The sequence below is a fragment of the Comamonas antarctica genome (assembly GCF_013363755.1).
Lineage (GTDB): Bacteria > Pseudomonadota > Gammaproteobacteria > Burkholderiales > Burkholderiaceae_C > Comamonas > Comamonas antarctica.
Genome location: NZ_CP054840.1, coordinates 1,712,257 through 1,737,874 on the forward strand (window position 1 = coordinate 1,712,257; position 25,618 = coordinate 1,737,874).

Consider the following 25,618-nt stretch of genomic DNA (forward strand, 5'->3'; position numbering starts at 1 on the left):
GGCTGCCTGTCCCTGGATCTCTCGAAGTTCACCCTTCGTCAGGCTCAGGGCGAACGGGTCAGGGCCGCTTGCTGCGGCCCATTTTTTTCGACGCTCGAGGAGTGGATCATGGGTTTGCGCGCAACGCTGGATTTCCTTTTGTATGACTGGCTCGAAGTGCAGGCGCTGAATGCGCGCCCGCGCTTTGCCGACCATTCGCGCGAGACCTTCGATGCGGTGCTCGACACCTGCGAGCGCATCGCGCGCGAGAAGTACGCGCCGTTCAACCGCACGGTCGACACCGAGGAGCCGCGCTTCGACGGCGAGAAGGTGATCCTGCCGGCCTGCACCCACGCGGCGCGCCTGGCCTATGCCGAGTCGGGCATGCTGGGCGCGGCGCAGGACTACGACATCGGCGGCATGCAGCTGCCCTATGTGCTCGAGGCCGCGGCCAACAGCTTCTTTGCCGCGGCGTCCGTGAGCATCGGCTCGAACATGCTGACCTCGGGCAATGCCAGCGCGCTGATGGCGCATGGCAGCGCATTGCAAAAGCAGGTCTTCGCGCTCAATGAATTCAACGGCCGCTGGGCCGGCACCATGTGCCTGTCGGAGCCGCAGGCGGGTTCGTCGCTGTCCGATATCGCCACGCGCGCCACGCCCGATGGCGCGGGCGCGCAGGACGACGCGCTGGGGCCGCGCTTTCGGCTCAAGGGCCACAAGATGTGGATCTCGTCGGGCGACCACGAACTCACCGAGAACATCGTGCACCTGGTGCTGGCCAAGATCCCCGACGCCGAGGGCCGCCTGCCGCCCGGTGTCAAGGGCATCTCGCTGTTCATCGTGCCCAAGCACCTCGTCGACACCGAAGGCCGGCTCACGGGCGAGCGCAACGATGTGGCGCTGGCCGGCCTCAACCACAAGCTCGGCTGGCGCGGCACGACCAATACGCTGCTCAATTTCGGCGAGGGCCGGTATCCGGTGCGCGGCGCGGCCGGCGCCATCGGCTATCTCGTCGGCGCACCGGGCCAGGGCCTGCAGTGCATGTTCCACATGATGAACGAGGCCCGTATCGCCATCGGCATGGCCGCCACCATGCTGGGGCTGGCGGGGTATTACGCCAGCCTCGACTATGCGCGCGAGCGGCCCCAGGGCCGGCCTACGGGTGCCGGCGGCAAGGATGTGACCCGGCCCCAGGTGCGCATCATCGATCACGCGGATGTGCGGCGCATGCTGCTGGCGCAGAAATCCTATGGCGAAGGCGCGCTCGCGTTGAACCTGTACTGCGCGCGGCTGGTCGACGAGCAGCACACCGGGCAGGGCGAAGCCGCGGACGAGGCGCGGCTGCTGCTGGAAGTGCTGACGCCGATCGCCAAGAGCTGGCCGAGCGAGTTCTGCCTCGAGGCGAATTCGCTGGCCATCCAGATCCACGGCGGCTATGGCTACACGCGCGACTTCCAGGTGGAGCAGTACTGGCGCGACAACCGGCTCAACATGATCCACGAAGGCACGCATGGCATCCAGGCCATGGACCTGCTCGGACGCAAGGTGCGCATGGAAGGCGGCCGCGGCCTGCAGCTGCTGGCCGCGCGCATCGAAGCCGGCATTGCCGCCGCAGCCGCCACGCCGGGACTGGACGCAGAAGCGGCCGCGCTGGCTGATGCGCTGCAGCAGGCGCTTGGCGCGACCGACGCCGCGTGGGCCACGGGCGAGCCGGGCGAGGCGCTGGCCAATGCCGTGCCCTACATGCAGGCGCTGGGCCATGTGGTGCTGGCGTGGATGTGGCTGGATGTGGCCCGGGCCGCGCTGCGCGGCGATGGCGCGCAGCCGGCAAATGCGGGGCGCCTGGCGGCCGCGCGCTATTTCTTCCGTTACGAGCTGCCGCGCATCGGCGCCTGGCTCAAGGTGGTGCGCGAACGCGACCTGACCTGCGCCGAGATGGACGAATCGGGGTTCTGATCAGTTTCGCATCAGCTTTGTGCGTTAGGGTGCAGGGATGCGCCTCCTCCTGATCGAAGACGACCCCTCGCTGGGCAATTCCCTGCAATCGTGGCTGCAACTCGACGGCTATGCGGTCGACTGGCTGCAGCGCGGCGACCAGGCCGCGGCTGCGCTGGCCACCCATTCCTACCAATGCGTGCTGCTCGACCGCGGCCTGCCGGGCCTCGACGGCGATGCAGTGCTGCAGGCGCTGCGCGCGTCAAGCGCGCCGAGCGCCCCGTTGCCCGTGATCGTGATCACCGCGCGCGACACGCTTGCCGACCGCGTGCAGGGGCTGGACCTGGGCGCCGATGACTATCTGGTCAAACCCTTTGATCTGGAGGAGCTGTCGGCGCGCGTGCGCGCGGCGCTGCGCCGCGGCACGCCGCAGCAAGCGCCCGCGCTGCGCCATGGCAGCGTGGCGCTGGACCCCGCCGCCAAACGCGTCGAACTCAACGGCACACCGGTCACGCTGACCGCGCGCGAATTCGCGCTGCTGCAGGCGCTGATGCGCCATCCCACGCATATCCTGAGCCGCGCCCAGCTCGAGGAAGCGCTCTATGGCTGGGGCGAGGAGGTCGAGAGCAATGCCATCGAGGCGCATGTCTACAACCTGCGCAAGAAGCTGGGCAGCGGCTTCATCGTCACGGTGCGCAACCAGGGCTACGGGCTCGCGCCGGCATGAAGCCGCGTGACTGGCGCCAGTGGCGCCCCCGGGCCGGCAGGCCGCGCGCCACCGGCTGGTCGCTGCGCCGGCGTCTGCTGCTGATGGTGATGGGCACCAGCATCACGCTGTGGCTGGTGAGCCTGGCCATCGTGATTGGCGTGGCCTGGTTCGCGACCAGCGATGTGTTCGACGATGCGCTGGAGGAGGGCTCGCGCCTGGTGCTGCAACTGGGCTCCGAAGCCGACGCGCACGCCAGCGCGGGGCGCGGGCTGCATGACCGGCGCGGCGAGGAAATGAAGCTGCGCATGTATTACCAGATCGTCGCGCCCGACGGCCGCGTGCTGCTGCGCGGCGAGGACACGCCCGAGGCCGCCTTCGTGCCCCGCGTGGAGCGCAGCAAGGGCTTCGCCAATGTCTGGGTCGGGGGCGAACTGTGGCGCGTGCACACGCGCCGCGGCGCCGGCGGCAACACGGCGCAGGTTGCGCAGCCGGTCGAGGAGCGCCTGGAGCTGCTGGGCGACATGGCCGAGAACCTGGCCTGGCCCGCGCTGGCGCTGCTGGTGCTGCTGGGCCTCGTGAGCTGGTGGCAGATCCGCCGGCTGCTGCGGCCGCTCGAGGACACCGCGGGCCGCATCGGCGCGCGCACGCCGCAGGACCTGTCGCCGATTGCCGTGCCCGATCCGCCGCGCGAGCTGCAGACCATTCTCGATGCGCTCAATGCGCTGCTGGCGCGGCTGGGCGTGGCGCTCGACAGCGAACGCCGCTTCACCAGCGACGCGGCGCACGAGTTGCGCACGCCGCTGGCCGCGCTGCGCATGCGCGTGCAGCTGATAGAGCGCGAACTGAAATTACCCGGCCACCATCTGCAGCAGCTGCGCGCGGACCTGGACCGCTGCACCGCGTTGATCGAAAGCCTGCTGGCGCTGGCGCGCCTGGAGCCGCAGGCCGAGGCGCTGCCGCGCGAAACCGTGGCGCTCGAGGCGCTGATCGACACGCTGGACCTTGCGCCCGCACACGCCAAGGGCCTGCAGCTGGAACGCGCGCTGGCCGTGCCCACCATCGAGGCCGCGCCCGCGCTGCTGGCCAGCGCGCTGCGCAATCTCGTCGACAACGCCGTGCGCTATGGCGGCCCAGGCGGCCGGGTGCGGGTTGAATCGGCGCCGCTGCCGGGGGGCGGCGTGCGGCTGGCGGTGCGCGACGACGGGCCCGGCGTGCCGGCCGGGCAGCGCGCACGCCTGGGCGAGCGTTTTTTCCGCGTGCTGGGCACGGGCCAGCCGGGCAACGGCCTGGGCCTGTCCATCGTGGCGCGCATCGCGGCGCTGCATGGCGCGGCGCTGCGTTTCGAGTCCGGCCTCGATGGGCGCGGACTCGGGGTGGTGCTGGATTTCCCGCCGGGCTGAGGCATGCGCATCAGATTGCCTTCAGTTTCGCCGGCTCCAATGGCTGCATGGCGATTGCAACGACGATGCGTAGGTGGAAAGCAAGGTGGATGAATTGGCTGCCGGTTGAAAAATCGTGGCCGGCGCCGGATGCCGGCGATGCGCTGCTGCAGGCCGCGGCTGCCGGCGATCTGGCCGCGGTCCGTTGCCTGATCGGCACCGGCGTGGATCTGGAGACGAGAGACGCCGCGGGCCGGACCGCGCTGATGCATGCCGCGCATGGCGGGCACACGGCCGTCGTGCGCGCCTTGGCGGCGGCGGGGGCCGACATCGAGGTCAGGGACGCACGCAACTGGTCGGCGCTGATGATTGCCGCGCACGAAGGACGCCTGCCCAGCGTGCGGCTGCTGGCGCACGCGCGCGCCAGGCGGCTCAACCCATGCGCCGGCGCAGCCACGCGCTGACCTGGTCGACGGCCATCGACAGCAGCAGCATGGCCGTGATCACCGTGGCGGCCTGCGCGTAGTGGAACAGCGACAGCTCGAAATAAAGCAGCTGCCCCAGCCCGCCCGCGCCCACGAAGCCCAGGATCGCGGCCATGCGGATGTTCATCTCCCAGCGGTACAGCGTATAGGCCAGCAGCTGCGGCGCCGCGCCGGGCAGCGTGCCGTAGAGGAATGCCAGGCCCTTGCCCGAGCCGCTGAGCACCAGCGCCGAGGCCGGCGCGCGCGGCGCATTCTCCAGCGCCTGCGCATACAGCCGGCCGAGCACGCCGCTGGTATGCAGCGCCAGCGCCAGCGCGCCGGCAAACGGCCCCAGGCCCACGGCCAGCGCGGTGATGGTGGCCCACACCAGCTCGGGCACAGAACGCAGCAGGTTCAGCACGAAGTGGCTTGCGGGCCGCAGCGGCGCCAGTGCCAGCAGCAGGCCCAGCACCGCGGCCAGCAGCGTGCCGACCACCGAGATCGCGAGCGTCTCCCAGGTGCCCATGGCCACGCGGCGCAGCCAGTCGGCGCCCAGGTCCATGGGAAAGAAGCTGGCAATGAACTCGCCCATGGCGCCGGCCGACTCGCGCGACAGCAGCGCCGCCAGGTCCATGTCCAAAAGCCGGAAACTGGCCCAGACCGCCAGGATCAGCGCCAGCAGGCCGCCGGCGCTGCGCCAGCCCCAGTGCGAGGGCCGGGCCGCGGGCGGTGTATCAAGTGCGCGGCGCAAGCCCTGCGACAGCGCGTCGGCGATGAACACCAGCACCAGAAAGCACAGCAGGATGCTCGCGGCTTCGCCGCCGTTGAGCATCTTCATCGACTGGTCCATGAGCTGGCCCAGGCCGCCTGCGCCGACAAAGCCCATCACCACCGAGGCGCGGATCGCGCATTCCCAGCGGTATACGGTGTACGACACCAGCTCCTTGGCCGCCTGCGGCACCAGGCCGTAGAGCAGCGCCAGCGGCCGCCGCGCCCCGCTGCGCAGCAGCGCGCGCGCGGGCGCCGGGTCGGTGGATTCGAGGATTTCGGCATAGACCTTGGCCAGCATGCCGCCATAGGTGAGCCCCAGCGCCAGCACGCCCGCGGCCGGGCCCAGGCCGAACACGCGCACGAACACCAGCGCCCAGACCAGTTCGGGAATGCCGCGCAGCACCGTGAGCACACCGCGCGTGAGCGGATTGAGCGTGGGCCGCTCCCGCCCCGCGGCGCTGGCCAGATACGCGAGCGGCACGGCCAGCGCGCAGGCCAGGGCCATGCCGGCCGTGGCGATCGCCAGGGTCTGCAGCGTGGCCTGGCCCAGATAGCCCAGGAACTCGCGGCCCGTGGCGGGCGGCAGGAAGGCGCCGAGGAAGTTGCCGATCACCGTGAGATTGCCCGCCTCGAACAGCGCGCCCGGCCGCACCTGGGCGGCAGCGAACAGCGGCCAGAGAACGACCAGCGCCAGCATTCCGTATGCGAGGCGCGCACGGGCCGCAGGGTCGCGCAGCGCGGGATCTAGCGGCATGCGTTCATCGGCGGCACGGCGGCGGACGGCTGCGGCGCCTGCGTGGGCTGCGGCAAGTCTTCGCCCGCATAGAGGGCCTGCAACTGCGCCTGGCTGACCTGCGTCGCGGGCAGGTCGAACGCGATGCGTCCGCCGCGGATGCCGACGATGCGCGCGAAGCAGCCCAGCGCCAGATCGACCGCATGCAGGCTCGCGACCAGCGTGGCATGGCGCTGTGCCGCGTCCTCCACCAGCAGCTTCACCGTGGCCAATGCCAATGCCGGGTCCAGCGCCGATACCGGCTCGTCGGCCAGCACCAGCGCCGGCTGCTGGTACAGCACGCGCGCAATGCCCACGCGTTGCAGCTGGCCGCCCGAGAGCTGGTCGCAGCGCGCAAACAGCTTGTCTTCGAGTTCGACCCGCGCCAACGCCGCGCGCGCGCCCGCACTGTCCATCGGATAGGCCAGCGAGGCCAGCGCCTTCCAGGCCGGCCATTGGCCCAGCCGGCCCGCCAGCACGCTGGTGACCACGCGCTGGCGCCCGGGCAGCGGCGGAGCCTGGTGCACGCTGCCGATGCGGGCGCGCAACGCACGGCGCGCGCGCGCATCGAGGGCCCGCAGTTCGCTGCCCAGCAGTTGCTGCGTGCCCGTGGCCTGATCGGCCCAGGCGGTGCCCAGTACCGACAGCAGCGAGGTCTTGCCCGCGCCCGACGGACCGATCAGCGCAATGCTTTCGCCCTGGCGCGCCGCGAGCCGGATATCGGCCAGCGCAGTGCTGCCATCGGCATGGGTCAGGCCCACGCTCTCCAATGCAAAGCTCATGCGGGGTGGCGGGGCGCGGTGATTACTTCAGCAGGCCGGCCGACTTGGCCGCGTCTTCGATGCCGACGTAGTTCTTCGCCTCGGTCGGGATGAACTTCGACGCGCGCTGCAGGCCCAGGATGGCCTTGTGCTCGGGGTTGGCCGGATCGAGCTGCAGGAAGGCTTGCGTGAGCTTCTTCACCAGCGCCGGGTCGAGGTCGCCACGCACCGTCCAGTTGTAGTCGAAATAGGGCGGCGTGGTGGCGAAGACGCGCACCTTGCTGGTGTCGACCTTCTTTTCCTCGACCAGCTTGTCCCACACCGACGCATTGAGCACGCCGGCTTCGGCGCGGCCCGCGGCCACGAACGCCACCGTCGCGTCATGCGCGCCCGAGAATGCGACGTTGCGGAAGTCCTTTTCCGGGTTCAGGCCCGCCTGCTGCAGGAAGAAGCGCGGCATCAGGCTGCCCGAAGTCGACGAGGGCGCGCCGAATGCAAAGCTCTTGCCCTTGAGGTCGGCCAGTTCCTTGACCTGCGGATTGGCGGTGATGAACTTGGAGGTGAAGCGTGCATCTTCCTCGCGCTGCACGATGGGAATGGCCGTGCCGTTGGTGCGGATCTTGGCTTGCACGAAGGTGAAGCCGCCAAGCCAGGCCAGATCGAGCTTGCGCGTGGCCAGCGATTCGACCACGGTGGCGTAGTCGGTCACGGGCGTGAACACCACCTTCATGCCGGTCTGCGCCTCGAGATACTTGCCCAGCGGCGCGAACTTGCGCTGCAGCTCGGTCGGGGCTTCATCGGGAATGGCCGACACCCGCAGCACATTGTCCGCGGCCAGCGCGGGAAGGGTGGACAGGGAGGCGGCCGCCAGGGCGCAGGAAATCGCCTTGAGCGCAAGGCGGCGTGCGGAAAGTGTGGTCATGGAGGTCCAATTCGGTTGCGGGCATTCTAGCGACGGCGCCCACCGCCGGCGGACCACGCGGCGTTTGCCGCAGAAGACGGCGCGGGTAAGCGCGGCATGGAGAATATCCGCTGCGCATCAGATTGCCTTCAGCTTCGGATCGTCAAATACCTCCATGCCGCAAACCGCGGCACCGATCGACAACCCTGAAGGAGTATTGCCATGCGTGCCATCGTTTCCACCCTGACCCTTGCCAGTCTGCTGGCGTTCGGCGCCACCGTGGCCACGGCCCAGCCCGCGGCCTACACCGGTCCGAGCCAGACGCCCCAGGCCGGCAGCCATGGCAGCTACAGCGGCCCGAGCAATGTGCCGCTGATGACCGTCAAGCAGCTGCTCGATACCGGCCGTGACGACCAGCATGCGCGCCTGCAGGGGCGCATCGTGTCGCACGACGGCGGCGACAACTACAGCTTCGAGGACGCGACGGGCCGCATTGCGGTGGAAATCGACGACAAGGATTTCCCCGCCGGCCAGACGGTGAGCGCCGAGCAGCGCGTGGAACTGCTGGGCGAATTCGACAAGGGTCTGCGCAAGACCGAATTCGAGGTGGACCGCATCACGCTTTTGCGCTGATCCGGAGCACGCGCGGGCATGGCTGGGATGCCCGCGCGTTTTCATGCGGCTATATGGGGTGTCTGATGGGCACCACGTGAGAAGAGACCGTTCAATGAAATGCTTGAATTAATAGTTAAAAACTATCAAAGTTTCAGCAGTTCAATGATTCTTCATCGGCCACTGGGTAGCACCATGGGTGCCGGTCCGCGAGTTCCATGCCAATCTCTCCGAACGAAAAGGTCGCTGGCAACTTGCCTGCCAATGCGGTCAATGCCCCGGACGCCCGCGGTTTCACGCGCCTGATGCATGCGGCAGGAGATGGATCGCTGGCGCGGGTGAACGCGTTGCTGATACTGCAGGCGGCGGTCGATGCCACCGCGCCCGATGGCACCAGCGCGCTGATGTGTGCCGTCGCCAGCGGAGTGGCGCAGGTGGTGTGGGCGCGGGGCCGCGCGCAGGCCCCGGTCAATGCAGCCACCGACCGGGGCTTGACGGCGCTGATGCTGGCGGCGTCGAAGTCCAATGGGACCATCGTGTCCGTGCTGTGTGCCCTGGGTGCCGACACCGAGGCACACGACACGGTCTTGGGATGGACTGCCTTGTTCCATGCCGTGCTCTTCGGCCAGTCTTCCATGGTGGCGCTCCTGCTGGCGTTGCATGCGGACATCGATGCGCGCGCACTCGATGGCAGCACGCCGCTGATGCTGGCGGTGCGCGAGAAGAACCTGGCGGTGGTGCAAATCTTGGGGGCTATCCGGCCGCGGTGCAGATGCTGCTGCAGGCTGGTGCAAACATCCATGCCCTCGATCGGCAAGGACTCAACGCCTTGATGCTGGCATCCCTACAGGGGCACCCGGAAGTGGTCGAGATGTTGCTGGCCGCGGCGCTGGAGCAGTCGGCTCCCGAAAGCCGGGCGGACCGCGGGACCGAAGGCGATTCGGACCCCGGCTCGGAAGGGGGCCATGGCAATGGCCTGCAGGAATCCGGTTCCGGCAGCGACCGGCACGGTGGCTGCGACCATGCTGCGGGAAGGCACGAGGGTGGGACGACGTACGGCAACATGGAAACCGGCGCTCGCTCGGATCACCACGATGCCGCGCCCGATGCCCGAAGCCATGCCCGCTGCAGGGAACTGCTGCCGGGCCCGGGCCTGGGCATAAGGTCGGACCTGCTGAATGTTGTCCTACTGTCCGAGCCGCAATTCACCGGGATGGCGCTGCCGGCAAGCCTCTACAGCCAGTGACCCGCCACCCAGGGAAGAACCGGGCCTCAGCTGAAGCGCACCTCGAAGAAGCTGCTCTCGCCATCGCCCAGCCCCTGCATGCCGGCCTGAATGGCGGCGTTGCTGGCCTTGGTCCAGCGCGCGAACAGCGCCTTGGCTTCCTCGGTGATTTCTTCGGGCGGCGTGTCCTCCAGGCCCAGCACGCATTCCAATGCCAATGCCACCTGCTCGGCGCCGCCCAGCTGGCGCTCCATGACGCGCGCATAGCGCGCTTCGGCACGCTGGCGCTCCTGCTCGGGCAGGCCGGGATAGTCGCACAGGGAAACGGTGTAGAAGGTTTCAACAGTGTCCATGGTGGTCAGGTAAGAAAAGTTGACTGGGAAAATGTACAGTAGATTTCAAGCATCAACTGTTGTTTTTCACAGGTATTTTTCAGCCTGGGCGGCTCACGGCGCAGGCAAGGGCCGTACCAGCCGTACCAGCAGCAGATTTGCGCGGCCGGTCTCGCCATCGGCCCGGCCGGTGGCCCAGTCCACGGCCCAGGCCTGCTGCGCCGCCAGGCGGTTTCTCGCCGGGCCGGTCTGGTCATAGCTGTACGGGTTGACGGCCGCGGCATTCACCGCGGCCGTGCCCGTCCAGTGCCAGTCTCCCGGCACGCCGGGCAACAGTGTTGCCTCGTCCCCCGGCGCCGCTTGCTGGCGCAGCCGCTGCAGTTCCTTCGCGCGCGGCAGCCGCCAGCGCAGCCCGTCGGCCTGCTGCAGCGACTGCGCCAGCTTCTGCGCCTCACGGTAGGAAAGGCGTTGCGGCGTGCCCTCGCAGCGCTGCTGGCGCCATTGCATGCCCTGCAGGCAGCGCGGCCACGCGAGCCGCGCGCGCAGGTCATGGACTTCGCTGCCATCGGCCGAGAGCTGCAGCTGCGGCGTGGCGGCGCCAGTGGCGGTCTGGGCGTGCAGCGGCGCGCCGGCAAGAAGGCTCCAAAGGAGCAGGCGAGGAACGCGCAGGGAAGTGGCAGGCAGCATGGGAAGTTCGGTATGGCAACAGCAGCCGGCATTGTGACCTGCGCGCGCAGCCGGCGATGCCTTGCCTGCTGGATCGAGATGCCGCAGCGTGGCGGCGTGCGACGTATGCTCGGCAGCGGGGGCCGCAAGCCACTACCATCGCCCCCTGGGCGCGCACAGAGCCGCCCCAGCCAGCCAGGGAACGCCATGCGAGAGTCCGCCGAGAAGCCACAGCCGATAGCCGCCACAGATCCAACCATTCCCACCGATGCCGCACCCGACGGCCTGCCCGACGGGCGGCGCGCGGGCGCGATGCTGGTGATCCTGCTGGGGCTGGCGGTCGTGGTGCTCGACAGCAGCCTGCTGAACCTGGCGCTGCCGGCCATTGCGCGCTCCTTCGCGGCGCCGGCCTCGCACACCATCTGGGTGGTCAATGCCTACCAGATCGCCACGCTGGTCATGCTGTTGCCGCTGGCCGCGGTGGGCGAGCGCATCGGCTACCGCAACGTCTATCTGGCCGGCATGGCGCTGTTCGCGCTGGCGGCGCTGGGCGCATTCTTCGCGCCCTCGCTGGAAACGCTGATCGCTGCACGCGCGCTGCAGGGCCTGGGCGCGGCCGGTGTGCTCAGCGTGAACGCGGCGCTGGTGCGCTTCATCTACCCGCGCGCCCATCTGGGCCGCGGTCTGGCGCTGAATTCGGCGGTGGTGGCCGGGGCCTCGGTGGCCGGGCCGACCCTGGCTGCCGCGATCCTGTCCGTGGGTTCGTGGCCGTGGCTGCTCGCACCCAACGTGCCGCTGGGGCTGCTGACGGTGTGGCTGGGGCGCAAGACCCTGCCCGAGACGCCGCGATTGGCCGCCGAGCCGGGCGCGCGCGCGTTTTCCGCGCTGGACCTGGTGCTCAACATGGCGATGTTCGCGCTGGTGTTTCTCGGCGCGGATGCGCTGGGCGTGGCGCGCAAGGACCAGGCCGGCTCGATGCTGTCGGGGGCGCTGATGCTGGGCGCGGGGCTGCTGATCGGCGCCTGGCACCTGGCGCGCCAGAGCCGCAAGCCGCGGCCGCTGTTTCCGGTGGACCTGCTGCGCATTCCGGTGTTCGCGCTGTCCATGGCCTCGTCGGTCAATGCGTTCTGCGCCCAGACGCTGGCCTTCCTGGCCTTGCCTTTCCTGCTGCTGGAAACCTTTGGCCGCAGCGCGATCGAGGCGGGCCTGCTGCTCACCGCCTGGCCCGCGGCCATCGTGACCATCGCGCCGCTGTCGGGGCGGCTGATCGGCCGCTATCCCGACGGCCTGCTGGGCGGACTGGGCATGGCGGTGTTTGCCGCCGGGCTGTGGCTGCTGGCGCTGATGCCGGCCCATCCGTCGGATCTCGACGTGATCTGGCGCATGGCGCTGTGCGGCGCGGGTTTCGCGTTGTTCCAGTCGCCCAACAACCACACCATCGTGCGCTCGACGCCGGTGCAGCGCAGCGGCGCGGGCAGCGCGATGCTGGGCACGGCGCGGCTCACGGGGCAGACGCTCGGGGCGGTCATTCTCGCCACGCTGTTCGCCGTCTGGCCCTGCCATGACGGCACGGCCGAGATGGTGGCGCTCGCGGGCGCGGGCCTGTTCGCCGCGGTGGCGGGCGTCTGCAGCAGCCTGCGCGTGCGCCAGCCGCTGCACTGAGTCGCGCGACACGCTGGCGACACGGGCCGGCGGAGCGTCATCGCACAATGTGCCAGCGGCCCTTGCGGCGCGCGAACCACAAAATCCAAGGAGACAGCGAGATGACGCGTAAGGTGCAAGAACTGTTTGATCTCAGCGGCAAGACGGCGCTGGTGACCGGAGGCTCGCGCGGCTTGGGGCTGCAGATGGCGCAGGCGCTGGGCGAGGCCGGCGCGAAAATCGTGCTGAGCTCGCGCAAGGCGGCCGACCTGGAGCAGTCCGCGGCCGTGCTGCAGGCCGCGGGCATCGAGGCCAGCTGGATCGCGGCCGACTGCGGGCAGGAGGAAGACATCCTGCGGCTGGTCGAGACCACGCTGGAGCGCGTGGGGGATGTCGACATCCTGGTCAACAACGCCGGCGCCAGCTGGGGCGCGCCGGCCGAGGAGCACCCGACCGCGGCCTGGGACAAGGTCATGAACCTCAACGTGCGCGGCTACTTCCTGCTGAGCCGCGAGATCGCCAAGCGCAGCATGATCGCGCGGCGCTCGGGGCGCATCATCAACATCGCCTCGATCGCGGGCCTGGCCGGCAATCCGACCGAGATGAAGACCATCGCCTACAACACCTCCAAGGGCGCGGTGATCAACTTCACGCGCGCGCTGGCGGCGGAGTGGGGCGTGCATGGCATCAACGTCAACGCGATCTGCCCGGGCTTCTTCAAGACCAAGATGGCGTCGGTGCTGATCGAAACCCTGGGCGAGGAGAAGATGGCCGCGCACGCGCCGCTGCGCCGCCTGGGCGACGACGAAGACCTCAAGGGCATCACGCTGCTCTACGCCTCGGCGGCCGGCAAGCACATCACCGGACAGTGGATGGCGGTCGACGGCGGCGTGAGCGTGGTCACCGGCGGCTGAACAGCCCCGATCTGCGCCGACAATAGGGCCGCCAGCGCGCGCCCCGCGGCTGGCCCCGCGTGGGCGGGTGCCGCCCCGAATCCAAGAAAGGCCTTTCCGGTGTTGAGTTTTGAAGCAGACATTCCCTTTGTGACCGAGCTGGGCTTCACGCTGCACAAGCGTGCCGGCGGCGAGTCGGAGCTGCATTACACGCCGCGCCCCGAACACCTGAACTCGTTTGGCGTGACGCATGGCGGCGCGCTGATGGCGCTGCTCGACGTGACGCTGGCCCAGGCGGCCAGCAGCGTTGCGCCCAACACCGGCGGGGTGACGATCGAGATGAAGACCTCGTTCATGCAGGCCGCGCGCGGACCGCTGGTGGCCAAGGGCCAGCTGCTGCACAAGACCCATGGCGGCATGGCCTACGTGGAAGGCGCGGTGTACGACGCCCAGGGCCTGCTGTGCTGCAAGGCCTCGGGCACCTTCAAGCTCAAGCGCCGCGACCCGGTTTAGCGGGAGCGCCGGCGCCCGCGGCCTGCGCTTTCCATGGCATTGCAATTATCAACAGGAGACCGTTCATGACCCGCAATCAGCAGATTCTTCTCGATAACCGCCCGCAGGGCGAAGCCACCGAAAGCAACTTCCGGCTCGTGACGGCTGAGGTGCCGGCGCTGCAAGACGGCCAGGTGCTGGTGCGCCACCACTATCTGAGCCTTGATCCGTACATGCGCGGGCGCATGAACGACAGCAAGAGCTATGCCGACGCGCAGCCCCTGGGGGAAGTGATGATCGGCGGCACCGTCGGCGAGGTGGTGGAAAGCCGCAACCCGAAATTCGCCAGGGGCGACCAGGTCGTGGGCATGGGCGGCTGGCAGGAGTACAGCGTGGTGGACGGCGACGCGCCCGGCATGCTGCGCAAGGTGGATACGACCCATGTGCCGCTGTCGCATTACCTCGGCGCGGTCGGCATGCCCGGCGTCACCGCCTGGTACGGGCTGGTGAAGATCATCGCCCCCAAGGCCGGCGAGACGGTCGTCGTGAGCGCTGCCACGGGCGCGGTCGGCAGCGCGTTCGCCGCACTGGCCAAGGCGCGCGGCTGCCGCGTGGTGGGGATTGCGGGCGGACCGGACAAATGCCGCTATGCCACCGAGGAACTGGGCTTCGATGTCTGCATCGACTACCGCGAGCATGGCGACATCAAGGCGATGTCGCGGGCCCTCAAGGAGGCCTGCCCCGACGGCATCGACGGCTACTTCGAGAATGTCGGCGGCTACATCCTCGACGCCGTACTGCTGCGCGCCAATGCGTTCGCGCGCGTCGCGGTCTGCGGCATGATCGCCGGCTATGACGGCCAGCCGCTGCCGCTGCAGAACCCGGCGCTGATCCTGATCAACCGCATGAAGATCGAAGGCTTCATCGTCAGCGAGCACATGGAGGTCTGGCCCGAGGCGCTCAAGGAACTGGGCACGCTGGTGGGCTCGGGCAAGCTGCGCCCGCGCGAGACCGTGGCGCAGGGCCTGGCGGCCGCGCCCGGCGCCTTCCTGGGCCTGCTCAAGGGCAGGAACTTCGGCAAACAACTGGTAAAAATCACCCCCTGAGCCGCTACGCGGCTTCCCCCTCTCAACCTTCGGTGGAGGGGGACGGCACCCTCGCTGCGGGGCGGCCCTTGCTCGGCGCCCCTGAGCTGAGACATGCCAGTTTTAGAAGACAGATGTTTCTCAAATAATGTTGAGAAGTGGCCGACTGGCCCGCAGGAGACGACAAGATGATTCAGGACTTTCAAGGCAAGACCGCGGTGCTGACCGGCGCGGGCTCGGGCTTCGGCCTGGAGTGCGCGCGCATCGGCGCGAAGCTGGGCATGAACCTGGTGCTGGTCGATGTGCAGCGCGAGGCGCTCGAGGCCGCGACCGAGGAGATGCGTGCCGCCGGCGTGCAGGTGCTGGCGCAGCGCGTCGATGTGTCCAACCGCATGCAGATGGAGGTGCTCGCGCGCAGCGTGCAGGAGACGTTTGGCGCGCCGCACCTGGTGTTCAACAACGCCGGCGTGGGCGCGGGCGGGCTGATCTGGGAGAACTCGGTCGCCGACTGGGAGTGGGTGCTGGGCGTGAACGTCTGGGGCGTGATCCACGGCGTGCGCCTGTTCACGCCGATGATGCTCGAGGCGGCGCAAGCCGATCCGGCCTGGCGCGGCCATATCGTCAATACCGCCAGCATGGCCGGCCTGCTCACGCCGCCCAACATGGGCATCTACAACGTGAGCAAGCACGCGGTCGTGAGCCTGACCGAAACCCTGTTCCAGGACCTGTCGCTGGTGTCCGATCAGGTCGGCGCGAGCCTGCTGTGCCCGTACTTCGTGCCTACGGGCATCAGCCACAGCGAGCGCAACCGGCCCGAAAACCGGCCTGCCGAGGAGCAGACCGCAAGCCAGAAGATCGGCCAGGCGATGACCGACAAGGCCGTGTCCTCGGGCAAGGTCACGGCCGCCGAGGTGGCGCAGAAGGTCTTCGACGCGGTGGCCGCCAACCAGTTCTATATCTTCAGCCATCCCCAGGCGCTGGGCGCGGTGCAAAGCCGCATGGAAGATGTGGTGCAGGGCCGCAATCCGTCGGACCCGTTCGCGCACAAGCCCGAACTGGGCGCGAGCCTGCGCGCCGCGCTGCGCACGCCGGGCTGAATACGCCGCGCCTGCCATCCAGGGCCGTTGCAACGGCCCTTTTTCATGGGCGCGCCAAAAATGCATCCGCGGCGTGGGCGCGGCGGGAACTCGGGGGTTGCGGCTGCGCTCCATGTTGCAGTGATCCCCGGCTCGGTGACTTCCCGAAAAAACGTCGTTTGCATGCTGAAAACGCCTGCGGCGAATGTAACCAGTCGCTACCTGGTGGCATGATCCAGCGGCTGCATGCGCGTCCACCGAGGTCGTGCCTGCTTTACAAAAAGTAAATATTAGGCTTGCACAATGGTGCCTGCCTTCCAATTCAAGTTGCACCCCATGACGTCTGCCCTGTCTTTCGCGCTGCGCAAGCGCCTGCTGCCCGATGGTCTTTCCCCCGGTTCGAGCGCAAGGTGTACGGCATGGCGCATGGCGGCGCTGGCCACGGCGGCGGTGGTGGCCACCGCGGGCTGTTCGCCCAAGGCCGCGCCGGCGCCCGCCGCCAAGGCACCGACCAAGGTCGGGGTGGTGACGCTGGTGGCGCAGAGTCAGCAGCTCGATGCCAGCCTGCCGGGGCGCACGCGCGCCTTCATGACCGCCGAGGTCCGGCCGCAGGTGTCGGGCATCGTGCAGAAACGCTTGTTCACCGAGGGCGCGCTGGTCAAGGCCGGCCAGCCGCTCTACCAGATCGACTCCGCTTCGCTGCGCGCCACCCAGGCCAGCGCCGAGGCCGCGCTGGCCAAGGTGCGCGCGAGCCAGCGCACGCTGCAGGCGACGGCCGCGCGCAATGCCGAGCTGGTGAAGATCGACGCGATCAGCCGCCAGGCCAACGAGGAAAGCCAGGCCGCGGCCGCGCAGTCGGTGGCCGACGTGGCGGCGGCGCAGGCGGCGCTGGAGAACGCGCGCATCAACCTGCGCTACAGCAGCATCCAGGCGCCTATCAGCGGCCAGACCAGCCTGTCGACGGTGACGCCCGGCGCGCTGGTCACGGCCAACCAGGCCGATGCGCTCACCACCATCGTGCAGCTCGACCCGATGTATGTCGACTTCACGCAGTCCAGCACCGAACTGCTGCAGCTGCGCCGCGACATCGCCGAAGGCCGCTTCCAGAAGCTCGAGCGCGATGCCATGACCATCCAGCTCAAGCTCGAGGACGGCCGTACCTATCCGCACCCCGGCAAGCTGCAGTTCGCGGGCGTGATCGTCAACCCGAGCACCGGCGTGGTGACGCTGCGCGCGGTGGTGCCCAACCCCGAGGGCCTCCTGATGCCCGGCATGTATGTGCAGGCGCAGCTGCCCACGGGCATTGCGCCTGAAGCGCTGCTGGTGCCGCAGCAGGCCGTGACGCGCGACATCGCGGGCAAGGCCAGCGTGCTGGTCGTCGGCGCCGACTCGAAGGTGCAGCGCCAGCCGGTCGAAGTCGACCGCGCGGTAGGCAGCCGCTGGATGGTGACGTCCGGGCTCAAGGGCGGCGAGAAGATCGTGGTGGACGGCTTCCAGCGCATCAAGGTCGGCGACGCGGTCGAGCCGCAGGAAGTCGACCTGCGCGCCAAGGCCAGGGCGGCCGACGCGGCCACGGCCCAGGCCAACGGCGCCGCCATGCCGGCCTCTCCGTCTGCCGCGGCATCGGCCGGCGCAGCCCCGGCTGCCGCGGCATCGGCCGCCGCACCCAAGCCCTGAGAGAGCCGCACGCCATGGCACAGTTCTTCATCAACCGGCCCATCTTCGCGTGGGTCATCTCCATCGTCATCATGCTGGCGGGCGCGTTGTCGATCTTCACGCTGCCGCTGGAGCAGTACCCCGACATCGCGCCGCCGCGCGTGACGATCACCGCGACCTATACCGGCGCTTCGGCCGAAACCGTCGAGAACTCGGTGAGCCAGCTCATCGAGCAGCAGCTCAAGGGCATCGACAACCTGCTGTACATGGATTCGGTCAGCGACCAGTCCGGCCGCTCGCGCACGACCTTGACCTTCAGCCCGGGCACCAACATCGACGTGGCCCAGGTGCAGGTGCAAAACAAGCTGCAGTCGGCCATGAACCGCCTGCCCGAGGCCGTCAAGAGCCGCGGCGTGTTCGTCAACAAGGGCGGCAACGACTACCTCACGACCTACAGCTTCACCTCGCCCGACCCGAACGTGAGCCAGGTCGACATCGGCGACTACCTGACCAGCAACATCGTCGACGTCATCGGCCGCGTCGACGGCGTGGGCGACATCCAGGTGTTCGGCACCGGCTACGCGATGCGCATCTGGCTCGACCCGGCGAAGCTGCAGAAGTACGCGCTGATGCCTTCGGACGTGATCGCCGCGCTCAACAACCAGAACGCGCAGGTCTCGGCCGGCCAGCTCGGCGCGCTGCCCGCGGTGGCCGACCAGCAGCTCAACGCGACGATCACCGCGCGCACCAAGCTCAAGACCGTGGACGAGTTCGAGAACATCCTGCTCAAGTCCTCGCCCGAGGGCGCGGCCGTGCTGCTCAAGGATGTGGCGCGCGTGGAGCTGGGCGCGGACAACCTGAGCATCACCTCGCGCCTCAACGGCCGCCCCGGCGCGGGCATGGGCATCGTGCTGGCGGATGGCGCCAACGCCACGGCCGTGTCCGACGCCGTCAACGCCAAGCTGGCCGAGATGCAGCCGTTCTTCCCGAACGACCTCAAGCCCTTCATCAGCTCGGACTCGACGCCCTTCGTGCGCGCGTCGATCGAGGAGGTGGTCAAGGCGCTGTTCGAGGCCATGCTGCTGGTCGTGGTGGTGATGTTCCTGTTCCTGCAGAACCTGCGCGCAACGCTGATTCCGGCGATTGCCGTGCCGGTGGTGCTGCTGGGCACGTTCGGCGTGCTGTCGGTCGCGGGCTTTTCCATCAACACGCTGACCATGTTCGGCCTGGTGCTGGCGATCGGCCTGCTGGTCGACGATGCGATCGTGGTCGTGGAGAACGTCGAGCGCGTGATGAGCGAGGAGGGCCTGTCGCCCAAGGAAGCGACGCGCAAGTCGATGGCCGAGATCACGCCGGCGCTGGTCGGCATCACGCTCACGCTGTCGGCGGTGTTCATTCCCATGGCCTTCTTTGGCGGCTCGACCGGCGTGATCTACCGCCAGTTCTCGATCACCATCGTCTCGGCGATGGTGCTGTCGGTGTTCGTCGCGCTGACACTCACGCCGGCGCTGTGCGCGACGCTGCTCAAGCCCGTGGAAAAGGGCCACGGCCACGGCCATGCCGGCGCGCCGCGTCCCGGCCTGCGCGGCGGCATCGACCGCTTCTTTGGCGCATTCAACCGCGGCTTCGACTACAGCTCGCACAAGGCGCAAGGCGCGGTCGACCGCCTGCTGTCGCGCAGCAAGCGCATGGCGCTGGTGTTCCTGCTGATCTGCGCCGGCACGGCCTTCCTGTTCTCGCGGCTGCCGACGTCCTTCCTGCCGACCGAGGACCAGGGCTACATGCAGGTGCAGATCACGCTGCCTTCGGGCAGTACCAACGCGCGCCTGCAGGCGGTCATCGGCGAGGTGCAGAAGTACTTTGCCGAACAGCCCGATGTCGTGAGCTTCAACTCGATCACCGGGCTGGGCGGCGACCAGGCATCGGCACGCGGGTTCGTGCGGCTCAAGAGCTGGGAGGAGCGGCCGGGCAAGCATCAGACGGCCGATGCCATCGCGCGCAAGGCCACGCAGGACCTGCGGCGCCTGCGCGACGCGCGCATCTTCGTCATGCTGCCGCCCGCGGTGCGCGGCCTGGGGGCGAACGCCGGCTTCAACTTCCAGCTCAAGGACCTCAACGGCCTGGGCCACGAGGCACTGGTGGCGGCGCGCGACAAGCTGCTGGCGCTGGCGCCCAGCGAGCCCGATATCCAGAACCTGCGCAGCAACAACCTCGAAGACAGCTCGCAGCTGGGCGTGACCATCGACGACCGCAAGGCCGCGGCGCTGGGCGTGAGCACGGCCAATATCAACAGCGTGCTGTCGGCGGCGATGGGCGGCGTCTATGTGAACGACTTCCTGAACCAGGGCCGCGTCAAGCGTGTCTACGTGCAGGGCGACGCGCCGTACCGCATGCTGCCGCAGGACATCGGCCAGTGGACGGTGCGCAACGACAAGGGCGAGATGGTGCCGTTCTCGGCATTTTCCTCGACGCACTGGACCTATGGCTCGCCGCAGCTGCTGCGCTACAACGGCAGCCCGGCCTATGAGTTCGTCGGCGACGCGGCGCCGGGCGTGAGCTCGGGCGCGGCCATGGATGCGATCGAACGCATGATGAAGCAGATGCCGGTGGGCATCGGCTACGAGTGGACCGGCGCGTCGTACCAGGAGCGGCTGTCGGGCGCGCAGGCGCCGCTGCTGTATGCGATCTCGGTGCTGTTCGTGTTCCTGTGCCTGGCCGCGCTCTACGAGAGCTGGACCGTGCCGCTGGCCGTCATTCTGGCGGTGCCGCTGGGCGTGGTGGGCGCGCTGATCTTCACCGGCCTGCGCGGCATGAACAACGACGTCTACTTCCAGGTCGGGCTGCTGACCACGGTGGGACTGGCGTCGAAGAACGCGATCCTGATCGTCGAGTTCGCGACGCAGCTTCAGGAGCAAGGGCGCGATCTGCGCGACGCGACCGTCGAGGCGGTACGCCTGCGCCTGCGGCCGATTCTGATGACCTCGCTGGCGTTCGGCTTCGGCGTGCTGCCGCTGGCCATCGGCAGCGGCGCGGGCGCAGCCGGCCGCCAGGCGATCGGCACGGCCGTGCTGGGCGGCACGGTGTTCTCGACGGTGCTGGGGATTTTCTTCGTGCCGGTGTTCTTCCTGCTGGTGCGCAGCTGGTTTGCCACGCGCAGCCGCAGCGACGCACCCGCAGCGGAGCGGGTGGAAGGCAGGGGCGTTGCATGATGATGGAAACCACCAACCCGGGCCGGCTCGCGGCCCTGGCCGGCGCCGCGGCGCTGGCCGCAGCCTTGGCCGGCTGCGCGAATTTCGCCCCGCCTCATGTGGCGCCCACGGGCATGGTGCCCGCCGAGATCGGCGTCGGCGCCGCGCCCGCGCAGGCCACGCCGGCCGGGCTCGATGCGGCGCAGGCGCAGGCCTGGGTGCAGTCGCCGGGACTGCGCGAGGCGATCGCGCTGGCGCTGTCCAACAACCGCGACCTGCGCGTGGCCGTCGCCACCATCGAGCGTGCGCGCGCGCAGTACGGCATTGCGCAGGCCGATCTGCTGCCTGGCGTCAATGCCAACGCGCAAGGCAGCCGCAGCCGCACCGCGGCCGATCTCAACAGCTCGGGCCGTTCGGTGACCAGCAGCCAATACACCGCGCAGCTGGCCATGACCAGCTACGAGATCGATTTCTGGGGCCGGGTACGCAATCTCAACGACGCCGCGCTGCAGGCCTTCCTGCAGTCGGGCGAGAACCAGCGCAATGTGCAGCTCAGCTTGATGGCCGATGTCGCCAGCGCCTGGCTCACGCTCGCGGCCGACCAGGCGCGGCTGGCGCTGGCGCAGCAGACGCTCGAGACGCGGCGCCAGTCGTTCGCGCGCACCGAGCGCATGCATGAGCTGGGGTCCACCTCCGGACTGGTGCTGGAGCAAAACCGCACCACGGTCGATGCCGCGCGCACCGATGTCGCCGGCTTCAGCAGCCAGGTGGAGCGCGGGCGCAACCTGCTGCAGCTGCTGGTGGGCGGGCCGCTGCCCGAGAGCGCGCTGCCCGCGCCGCTGCAGCTGTCGGCGGCCGCACCGGCCGCGGCGCTGCAGCCGCTACCCGTTCCCCTGCCGTCCAGCGTGCTGCTGCAACGCCCCGACGTGCTGGCCGCCGAATACCAGTTGCGCGCGACGAATGCCAATATCGGCGCGGCGCGCGCCGCGCTGTTTCCCACCATCAGCCTCACGGCCGCGGTGGGCACGGGCAGCAACGAGCTGTCGGGACTGTTCGGCAGCGGCAACGGCACCTGGAGCTTCGTGCCGCTGGTGCGCCTGCCGATCTTCGACGGCGGGCGCAACCGCGCCAACATTGCCGTGGCCGAGGCCAACCAGCAGATCGCGCTGGCGCAATATGAAAAAGCCGTGCAGACCGCGTTCCGCGAGACCGCCGACGCGCTCGCCGACCGCGCGCACTGGGCCGAGCGCCTGGACGCCCAGGCCTCGCTCGTGACCTCGACACGCAAGGCGTTCGAGCTGTCGGAAGCGCGCTTCAAGTCGGGTGTCGACAACTACCTCGCGGTGCTCGATGCGCAGCGCAGCCTCTACGCGGCCCAGCAGACGCAGATCAGCTTGCAGTTGCTGGAGCAGATCAACCGCGTGACGCTGGTCAAGGTGCTGGGCGGCGCGCCCGCGCCCGCGCAGGCCGTGGCAGCCACGCCGCTGCCGCGCTGAACGGCTTCGCAGGCGCCGCGCCGCGCGCCTGCCGGCTACCGGGTGCCGGTGGAAGCTTGTTTTTCGGCGAGCAAGCGCGCCAGGTCGCCGGCAATGCGGGTGGGCTGCTAGGAAGCGTCGTTCTTCAGCAGTTCCTCGGCCAGCAGCGCAATCGAGCGCGGTGCACAGCCTTCGGCATCGTTGCTTACCGTCACATAAGCCCGCTGGCCCGCGCCGGTGATGCCGGCAATGGTGCGCGCCAGCAGCGCGCGGGTATGCGGATCGGGCGAGACGATGGCGTTGAACGGTGCATGCGCCTTCTGTGCATCTTCATAGCCATAGGGGCCGAAGCGCCGGTTCAGGTTCCAGCGGCAGACCAGCGGCCCGGGCCACAGCGAGCGCAGCAGCGGCAACTGGTCCTCGATGGGCGGCATCTTGCCGTGCAGGCCCAGACAGAACGTTGCGCCAGCGGCGCGCAGCGCCTGTGCAAATGCCGGCACCAGCAGCTCGGGGTCGCGCACCTCGACGGCGACAATCACCTCGGGGTGATCCACGAGCTGCGCCTGCACCGCTTCCAGCAGCGCCTGCAGCCGCGCAAAGAGATCCTTTGGTCGGGTAAGCCAGTCCCAGGTCAGCGGGCTGAGCTGGAACACCAGCACCCCCAGCCGCTGGCCCAGGCCCTCGAGCGTGGGCTGCACGAAGGCGCTCACGGCCAGTTGCGCGTCGAGGAAGGCGGGATTGGTTTCGCGGCCGCGGCCGTCCTCGGCGCGCACCAGCGCATCCGTGACCACCGACGGACACTTCACGACGCAGCGGAAATCCTCGGGCAACTGCCCGGCGTACGCCAGGTACTGGCTCACTGTCAGCGGGCGCCAGAAGCTGCGGTCGATGCAGACCGTGCGCAGCAGCGGATGCTGGGCATAGGCGGCGAGTCCATGTTTTGCCAGCACGCTGGAGTCATAGGGACCGTCCCACACCAGGTCTTCCCAGCCCGGATACGACCAGGTCGAGCAGCCCATGCGCAGCAGCGGCGGCAGTTGCGCGGCAATCCCCGACAGCTGCGCCGCAGATGCGGCGACGCCGGGGCGCGATTCTGGCGGCTTGGCTGCGGCCCGCGGCTTGGCGCCAGCCGTGGGACGCTGCCGCGCCGCGGGTTCGGGAGCCGGAACCGGAGGAAGATCGTCAAAAAGCCCGTCTTGCATGGAGTGGTGCAGGGTGGTTCAAAGGCCCATTCTGGGCCGGGGCAGCAGCTTGCGCTCGATGCCGCACGCTTGACGGTGCGCCCGGAAGGGGAACTTCGCTTTCCCGCCGTTACCAACACGCCATCGGAACATTTCAAGGAGCCGGTGCGTGCCGACGTCCATTGCCTATGCGGCCCTGCTTGAAGCACTGGCTGCGCAAGCCGGCCTCGATGCCGCCGAGTTGCTGGCCCAGCAGGAAATCGTGATCGACGGCGTGGTGATCGTGCTGTCTGCGACCGACGCGGCCCTGGAATGCGTGTGCGAGGTCGCCACGCTGGCGCGGGAACCCGCGCCGGCGCAGTGGCGCTGGCTGCTGCAGGCCAATACGCTGGGGCCGGCCACCCGGGGCGCGGCGCTGGGGCTGCTGGGCAGCCGGGATGCGTTGGTGCTGGGACAACGCGTTCCACTCGACGCGCCCGCTGCCGAGGTCCTGCGCAGCTGCCGCGACCTCGCAGCAGCGGCACTGGCCTGGAAGGCCTTGCTGCCGCCGGCGGAGCAGGGCGGACCGCTGCCGCCGTGAGCGCGTTCCGCGCCCGGGCCGCGGTGGAACTTTCACGCGTGCGGGTTACATAGTTAGTGTGCAGGGATTGTGAGGGAAGGGGGCGCGGGAAATGGAGTGGCAGCACTACACGAATCTGCTGGCGGCCATCGGCTGCCGCCGCAGCGCCACGGCCGGGCGCATCGGCTGGGAGCAGGAGATCCAGGTGGACGCTCGGCGTATCGCCTTGTGGTTGATACCCGCGCGTGACGGCGTGGACGCCCGGCTGATGGCGCGCACCGACGTAGCGCGGCTGGACGCCCCGGCATCGCCCGCGCTGTGCCGGCAACTGCTGCGGGCCAATGCCTTCTGGTCCGGAATCCATGGCGGCGCGATCGGCCTGCGCGGCCCGGACACCGTGATGCTGAGTGTGGCCCAGCGCCTGGAATCGCTGGATGCTTGCGGCCTGCAGGCCTTGCTGGAGCGCATGGCCGAGGATGCGCGGCGCTGGGCGGCCACCCTGCACGGCCGCACGCCTGCGGCGCCGAAGCGCGCGCCGGCGCATGGCTTGCGCGCCTGATGGCAGCGCTGCGCCCATGAGGGCAGACACTGGAACACCATGAGTGCCCTCTTTCCGCTCGACGCCTCGCGCCGTGCCGGCATTGCGGCCGCAAGCGGTGGCGAGGCGCCGGCGAAGGCCGCGCCATCGGCATTGATGGTGGACCTGTGGCCTCTTGGCAGCCTGCATGTGGCCGTGGGCGATGGCACGACGAAGCACGGGCTGGCGCAGGATGCCTGCGCCTTGCAGCGCATCGGCGCCACGGGTTCGCCAGCGGCAATGCCGCGCGCCGTCGAGACGCTGGATTCCGTCGACGCAGCGCTCGCGGCGCCGACGCAAGAGGCGCGTGCAGGCGGATCGCTGCCTGGCAGCGCAGATATTCCGCGCCAAGCCGCGGCGGCGGAGATCGCCCTGCAGCAGCAGGGATTGCAGGCGTGGTTGCAGCAGGGCGTCTCCACGGCCTGGGGTATGGCAGCTGACCTGACGAACACCGTGTGGCAGAACCTGGATCAGGTCTTGCGCCGGGCATGCGTGCATGCCGTCAGATGCGAGCTGATGGAGATTGCGCCCTGGCTGGGGTTCGATGCGGCCGAAGAGATCGCCACCGTGCTGGTGCCCTTGCTCGAATGGACGACCCGTCCGCTGCAGCAGGCGGTACGCGACATTGCAACCTCGCTTGCCGGCGGCGATGCGGCTTCGCCGCCAGCGCAGCCGCCCGGCGGGCAGCGCGACGTCAGGGCGTTGGAGCGCGAGTTGAACGCACTGTTGACGGCCAAGGGCTTCAAGCAAGGCACCAAGACCTTGACCAACATGTATCTGCGCCGAATCCTTCTGGAGGCAGTGCCGGAGTTATCCGAGAACGTTGCCAATGATGTGACGGAACTGCTGGTGGATGTCGGCATCGGGAAATGGAAGTCCATCTGCAACCAGGCCGCGCAGACGCTGTTGAAGAACTCCAATGTGGCGCTGCTGAGCTACCTCGATGTGGACCTGAGCACCTATTGGAAGCGCACGATCTGCAAAGCTCTGATTTCGGTTGCGGCCGAGGGTGAAAACCAGGTGAAGAAACAGGGCGAGAAACTGGCAGGCATCGGCTTGACGGCATTGATGGCCTGGACACTGCGTGCCGCGGTGCCCGGGCTGCACCCTTTCACTGCCTGCGATGTCGCGGATGCCCTGTGCCAGGGGCTCAAGCCAAGGCTTGCGGCGTGGAGTGACTCCGGCGTGGATTGGGTCAGGGATGCGCTGCTCGGCATGGTACTGGCCGACCTGGTGTCCGACATCGACTTCTCAGACGGCGGCGGCTGGTGAGCGCTCTCGCCGGCCGT

General features: G+C 69.0%; 24 protein-coding genes. 18 read left to right on the plus strand and 6 right to left on the minus strand.

Going from position 1 to position 25,618, the window contains the following annotated elements:
• Positions 1-108 precede the first annotated feature (108 nt).
• From HUK68_RS08220 to HUK68_RS08235, 4 genes are all read left to right on the plus strand, one after another.
• A complete protein-coding gene (locus HUK68_RS08220; RefSeq protein ID WP_175503753.1) occupies positions 109-1,935 on the plus strand; it encodes an acyl-CoA dehydrogenase in 1,827 nt (608 codons plus the stop codon).
• A gap of 37 nt (positions 1,936-1,972) precedes the next feature.
• Positions 1,973-2,641, plus strand: coding sequence for a response regulator transcription factor (locus tag HUK68_RS08225; RefSeq protein ID WP_175503754.1), 669 nt, complete (start codon positions 1,973-1,975; stop codon positions 2,639-2,641).
• Entirely contained in the window at positions 2,638-4,023 is a 1,386-nt protein-coding gene (locus HUK68_RS08230) for a sensor histidine kinase (protein WP_175503755.1), read from the plus strand. Before HUK68_RS08225 ends, HUK68_RS08230 begins: the two co-directional genes overlap by 4 nt.
• Before the next feature lie 89 nt (positions 4,024-4,112).
• Entirely contained in the window at positions 4,113-4,466 is a 354-nt protein-coding gene (locus HUK68_RS08235) for an ankyrin repeat domain-containing protein (RefSeq protein WP_175503756.1), read from the plus strand.
• On the opposite strand, the gene HUK68_RS08240 is transcribed toward HUK68_RS08235, so the two are convergent.
• The 3 genes from HUK68_RS08240 to HUK68_RS08250 are packed head-to-tail and all read right to left on the minus strand — an operon-like array spanning position 4,435 to position 7,692.
• A complete protein-coding gene (locus tag HUK68_RS08240; RefSeq protein ID WP_175503757.1) occupies positions 4,435-5,991 on the minus strand; it encodes a PhnE/PtxC family ABC transporter permease in 1,557 nt (518 codons plus the stop codon). The two genes, HUK68_RS08235 and HUK68_RS08240, sit on opposite strands and share 32 nt — an antisense overlap.
• Positions 5,982-6,791: a phosphonate ABC transporter ATP-binding protein gene (locus HUK68_RS08245; protein WP_175503758.1), complete on the minus strand. Its 810-nt coding sequence runs from the start codon at positions 6,789-6,791 to the stop codon at positions 5,982-5,984. The genes HUK68_RS08240 and HUK68_RS08245 overlap by 10 nt, the downstream gene beginning before the upstream one ends.
• Before the next feature lie 22 nt (positions 6,792-6,813).
• Positions 6,814-7,692 (minus strand): putative selenate ABC transporter substrate-binding protein, encoded by an 879-nt coding sequence (locus HUK68_RS08250; protein WP_175503759.1) that lies wholly within the window; start codon positions 7,690-7,692, stop codon positions 6,814-6,816.
• Between the two features lie 201 nt (positions 7,693-7,893).
• Here HUK68_RS08250 and HUK68_RS08255 point away from each other — a divergent pair, with 201 nt between their 5' ends.
• The 3 genes from HUK68_RS08255 (at position 7,894) to HUK68_RS08265 (ending at position 9,529) form a co-directional block, all read left to right on the plus strand.
• Complete coding sequence (locus tag HUK68_RS08255) at positions 7,894-8,304, plus strand: YgiW/YdeI family stress tolerance OB fold protein (RefSeq protein ID WP_175503760.1); 411 nt, start codon at positions 7,894-7,896, stop codon at positions 8,302-8,304.
• Between the two features lie 197 nt (positions 8,305-8,501).
• The gene (locus tag HUK68_RS08260) at positions 8,502-9,116 is read left to right on the plus strand and encodes an ankyrin repeat domain-containing protein (protein ID WP_175503761.1); all 615 of its coding nucleotides are present in this window, start codon (positions 8,502-8,504) and stop codon (positions 9,114-9,116) included.
• Positions 9,056-9,529 (plus strand): ankyrin repeat domain-containing protein, encoded by a 474-nt coding sequence (locus HUK68_RS08265; RefSeq protein ID WP_175503762.1) that lies wholly within the window; start codon positions 9,056-9,058, stop codon positions 9,527-9,529. Before HUK68_RS08260 ends, HUK68_RS08265 begins: the two co-directional genes overlap by 61 nt.
• Before the next feature lie 26 nt (positions 9,530-9,555).
• Here HUK68_RS08265 and HUK68_RS08270 read toward each other — a convergent pair whose 3' ends face one another.
• Together HUK68_RS08270 and HUK68_RS08275 are read right to left on the minus strand one after the other, a co-directional pair.
• Complete coding sequence (locus HUK68_RS08270) at positions 9,556-9,861, minus strand: hypothetical protein (protein ID WP_175503763.1); 306 nt, start codon at positions 9,859-9,861, stop codon at positions 9,556-9,558.
• Positions 9,862-9,954: 93 nt separating this feature from the next.
• The gene (locus HUK68_RS08275; RefSeq protein ID WP_175503764.1) at positions 9,955-10,527 is read right to left on the minus strand and encodes an Lcl domain-containing protein; all 573 of its coding nucleotides are present in this window, start codon (positions 10,525-10,527) and stop codon (positions 9,955-9,957) included.
• Positions 10,528-10,713: 186 nt separating this feature from the next.
• Here HUK68_RS08275 and HUK68_RS08280 point away from each other — a divergent pair, with 186 nt between their 5' ends.
• From HUK68_RS08280 to HUK68_RS08315, 8 genes are all read left to right on the plus strand, one after another.
• Positions 10,714-12,168 (plus strand): MFS transporter, encoded by a 1,455-nt coding sequence (locus tag HUK68_RS08280; protein ID WP_434082462.1) that lies wholly within the window; start codon positions 10,714-10,716, stop codon positions 12,166-12,168.
• Positions 12,169-12,269: 101 nt separating this feature from the next.
• Complete coding sequence (locus HUK68_RS08285; RefSeq protein WP_175503765.1) at positions 12,270-13,061, plus strand: SDR family oxidoreductase; 792 nt, start codon at positions 12,270-12,272, stop codon at positions 13,059-13,061.
• A gap of 99 nt (positions 13,062-13,160) precedes the next feature.
• The gene (locus HUK68_RS08290) at positions 13,161-13,553 is read left to right on the plus strand and encodes a PaaI family thioesterase (RefSeq protein WP_175503766.1); all 393 of its coding nucleotides are present in this window, start codon (positions 13,161-13,163) and stop codon (positions 13,551-13,553) included.
• 65 nt (positions 13,554-13,618) lie between these two features.
• Positions 13,619-14,638 carry an NADP-dependent oxidoreductase gene (locus tag HUK68_RS08295; protein ID WP_175503767.1) on the plus strand — a complete coding sequence of 340 codons (1,020 nt, stop codon included), beginning with the start codon at positions 13,619-13,621 and terminating at the stop codon, positions 14,636-14,638.
• Between the two features lie 167 nt (positions 14,639-14,805).
• Positions 14,806-15,714 carry an SDR family oxidoreductase gene (locus tag HUK68_RS08300; RefSeq protein ID WP_175503768.1) on the plus strand — a complete coding sequence of 303 codons (909 nt, stop codon included), beginning with the start codon at positions 14,806-14,808 and terminating at the stop codon, positions 15,712-15,714.
• 405 nt (positions 15,715-16,119) lie between these two features.
• Positions 16,120-17,370: an efflux RND transporter periplasmic adaptor subunit gene (locus HUK68_RS08305; protein WP_244146332.1), complete on the plus strand. Its 1,251-nt coding sequence runs from the start codon at positions 16,120-16,122 to the stop codon at positions 17,368-17,370.
• 14 nt (positions 17,371-17,384) lie between these two features.
• Positions 17,385-20,558, plus strand: a complete 3,174-nt coding sequence (locus HUK68_RS08310) for an efflux RND transporter permease subunit (RefSeq protein ID WP_175503770.1) — start codon at positions 17,385-17,387, stop codon at positions 20,556-20,558.
• Positions 20,555-22,033: an efflux transporter outer membrane subunit gene (locus tag HUK68_RS08315; RefSeq protein ID WP_279614298.1), complete on the plus strand. Its 1,479-nt coding sequence runs from the start codon at positions 20,555-20,557 to the stop codon at positions 22,031-22,033. The genes HUK68_RS08310 and HUK68_RS08315 overlap by 4 nt, the downstream gene beginning before the upstream one ends.
• A gap of 107 nt (positions 22,034-22,140) precedes the next feature.
• Here the strand turns inward: HUK68_RS08315 and HUK68_RS08320 are convergent, their stop codons facing one another.
• Positions 22,141-23,214 carry a DUF72 domain-containing protein gene (locus HUK68_RS08320; protein WP_175503771.1) on the minus strand — a complete coding sequence of 358 codons (1,074 nt, stop codon included), beginning with the start codon at positions 23,212-23,214 and terminating at the stop codon, positions 22,141-22,143.
• Positions 23,215-23,362: 148 nt separating this feature from the next.
• On the opposite strand from HUK68_RS08320, the gene HUK68_RS08325 reads away from it, so the two are divergent.
• From HUK68_RS08325 to HUK68_RS08335, 3 genes are all read left to right on the plus strand, one after another.
• Positions 23,363-23,773, plus strand: coding sequence for a type III secretion system chaperone (locus HUK68_RS08325; protein WP_175503772.1), 411 nt, complete (start codon positions 23,363-23,365; stop codon positions 23,771-23,773).
• A gap of 91 nt (positions 23,774-23,864) precedes the next feature.
• Positions 23,865-24,311: a type III secretion system chaperone gene (locus HUK68_RS08330; RefSeq protein ID WP_175503773.1), complete on the plus strand. Its 447-nt coding sequence runs from the start codon at positions 23,865-23,867 to the stop codon at positions 24,309-24,311.
• A gap of 39 nt (positions 24,312-24,350) precedes the next feature.
• Positions 24,351-25,601, plus strand: coding sequence for a hypothetical protein (locus tag HUK68_RS08335; RefSeq protein ID WP_175503774.1), 1,251 nt, complete (start codon positions 24,351-24,353; stop codon positions 25,599-25,601).
• The last annotated feature ends 17 nt before the right edge of the window (positions 25,602-25,618 follow it).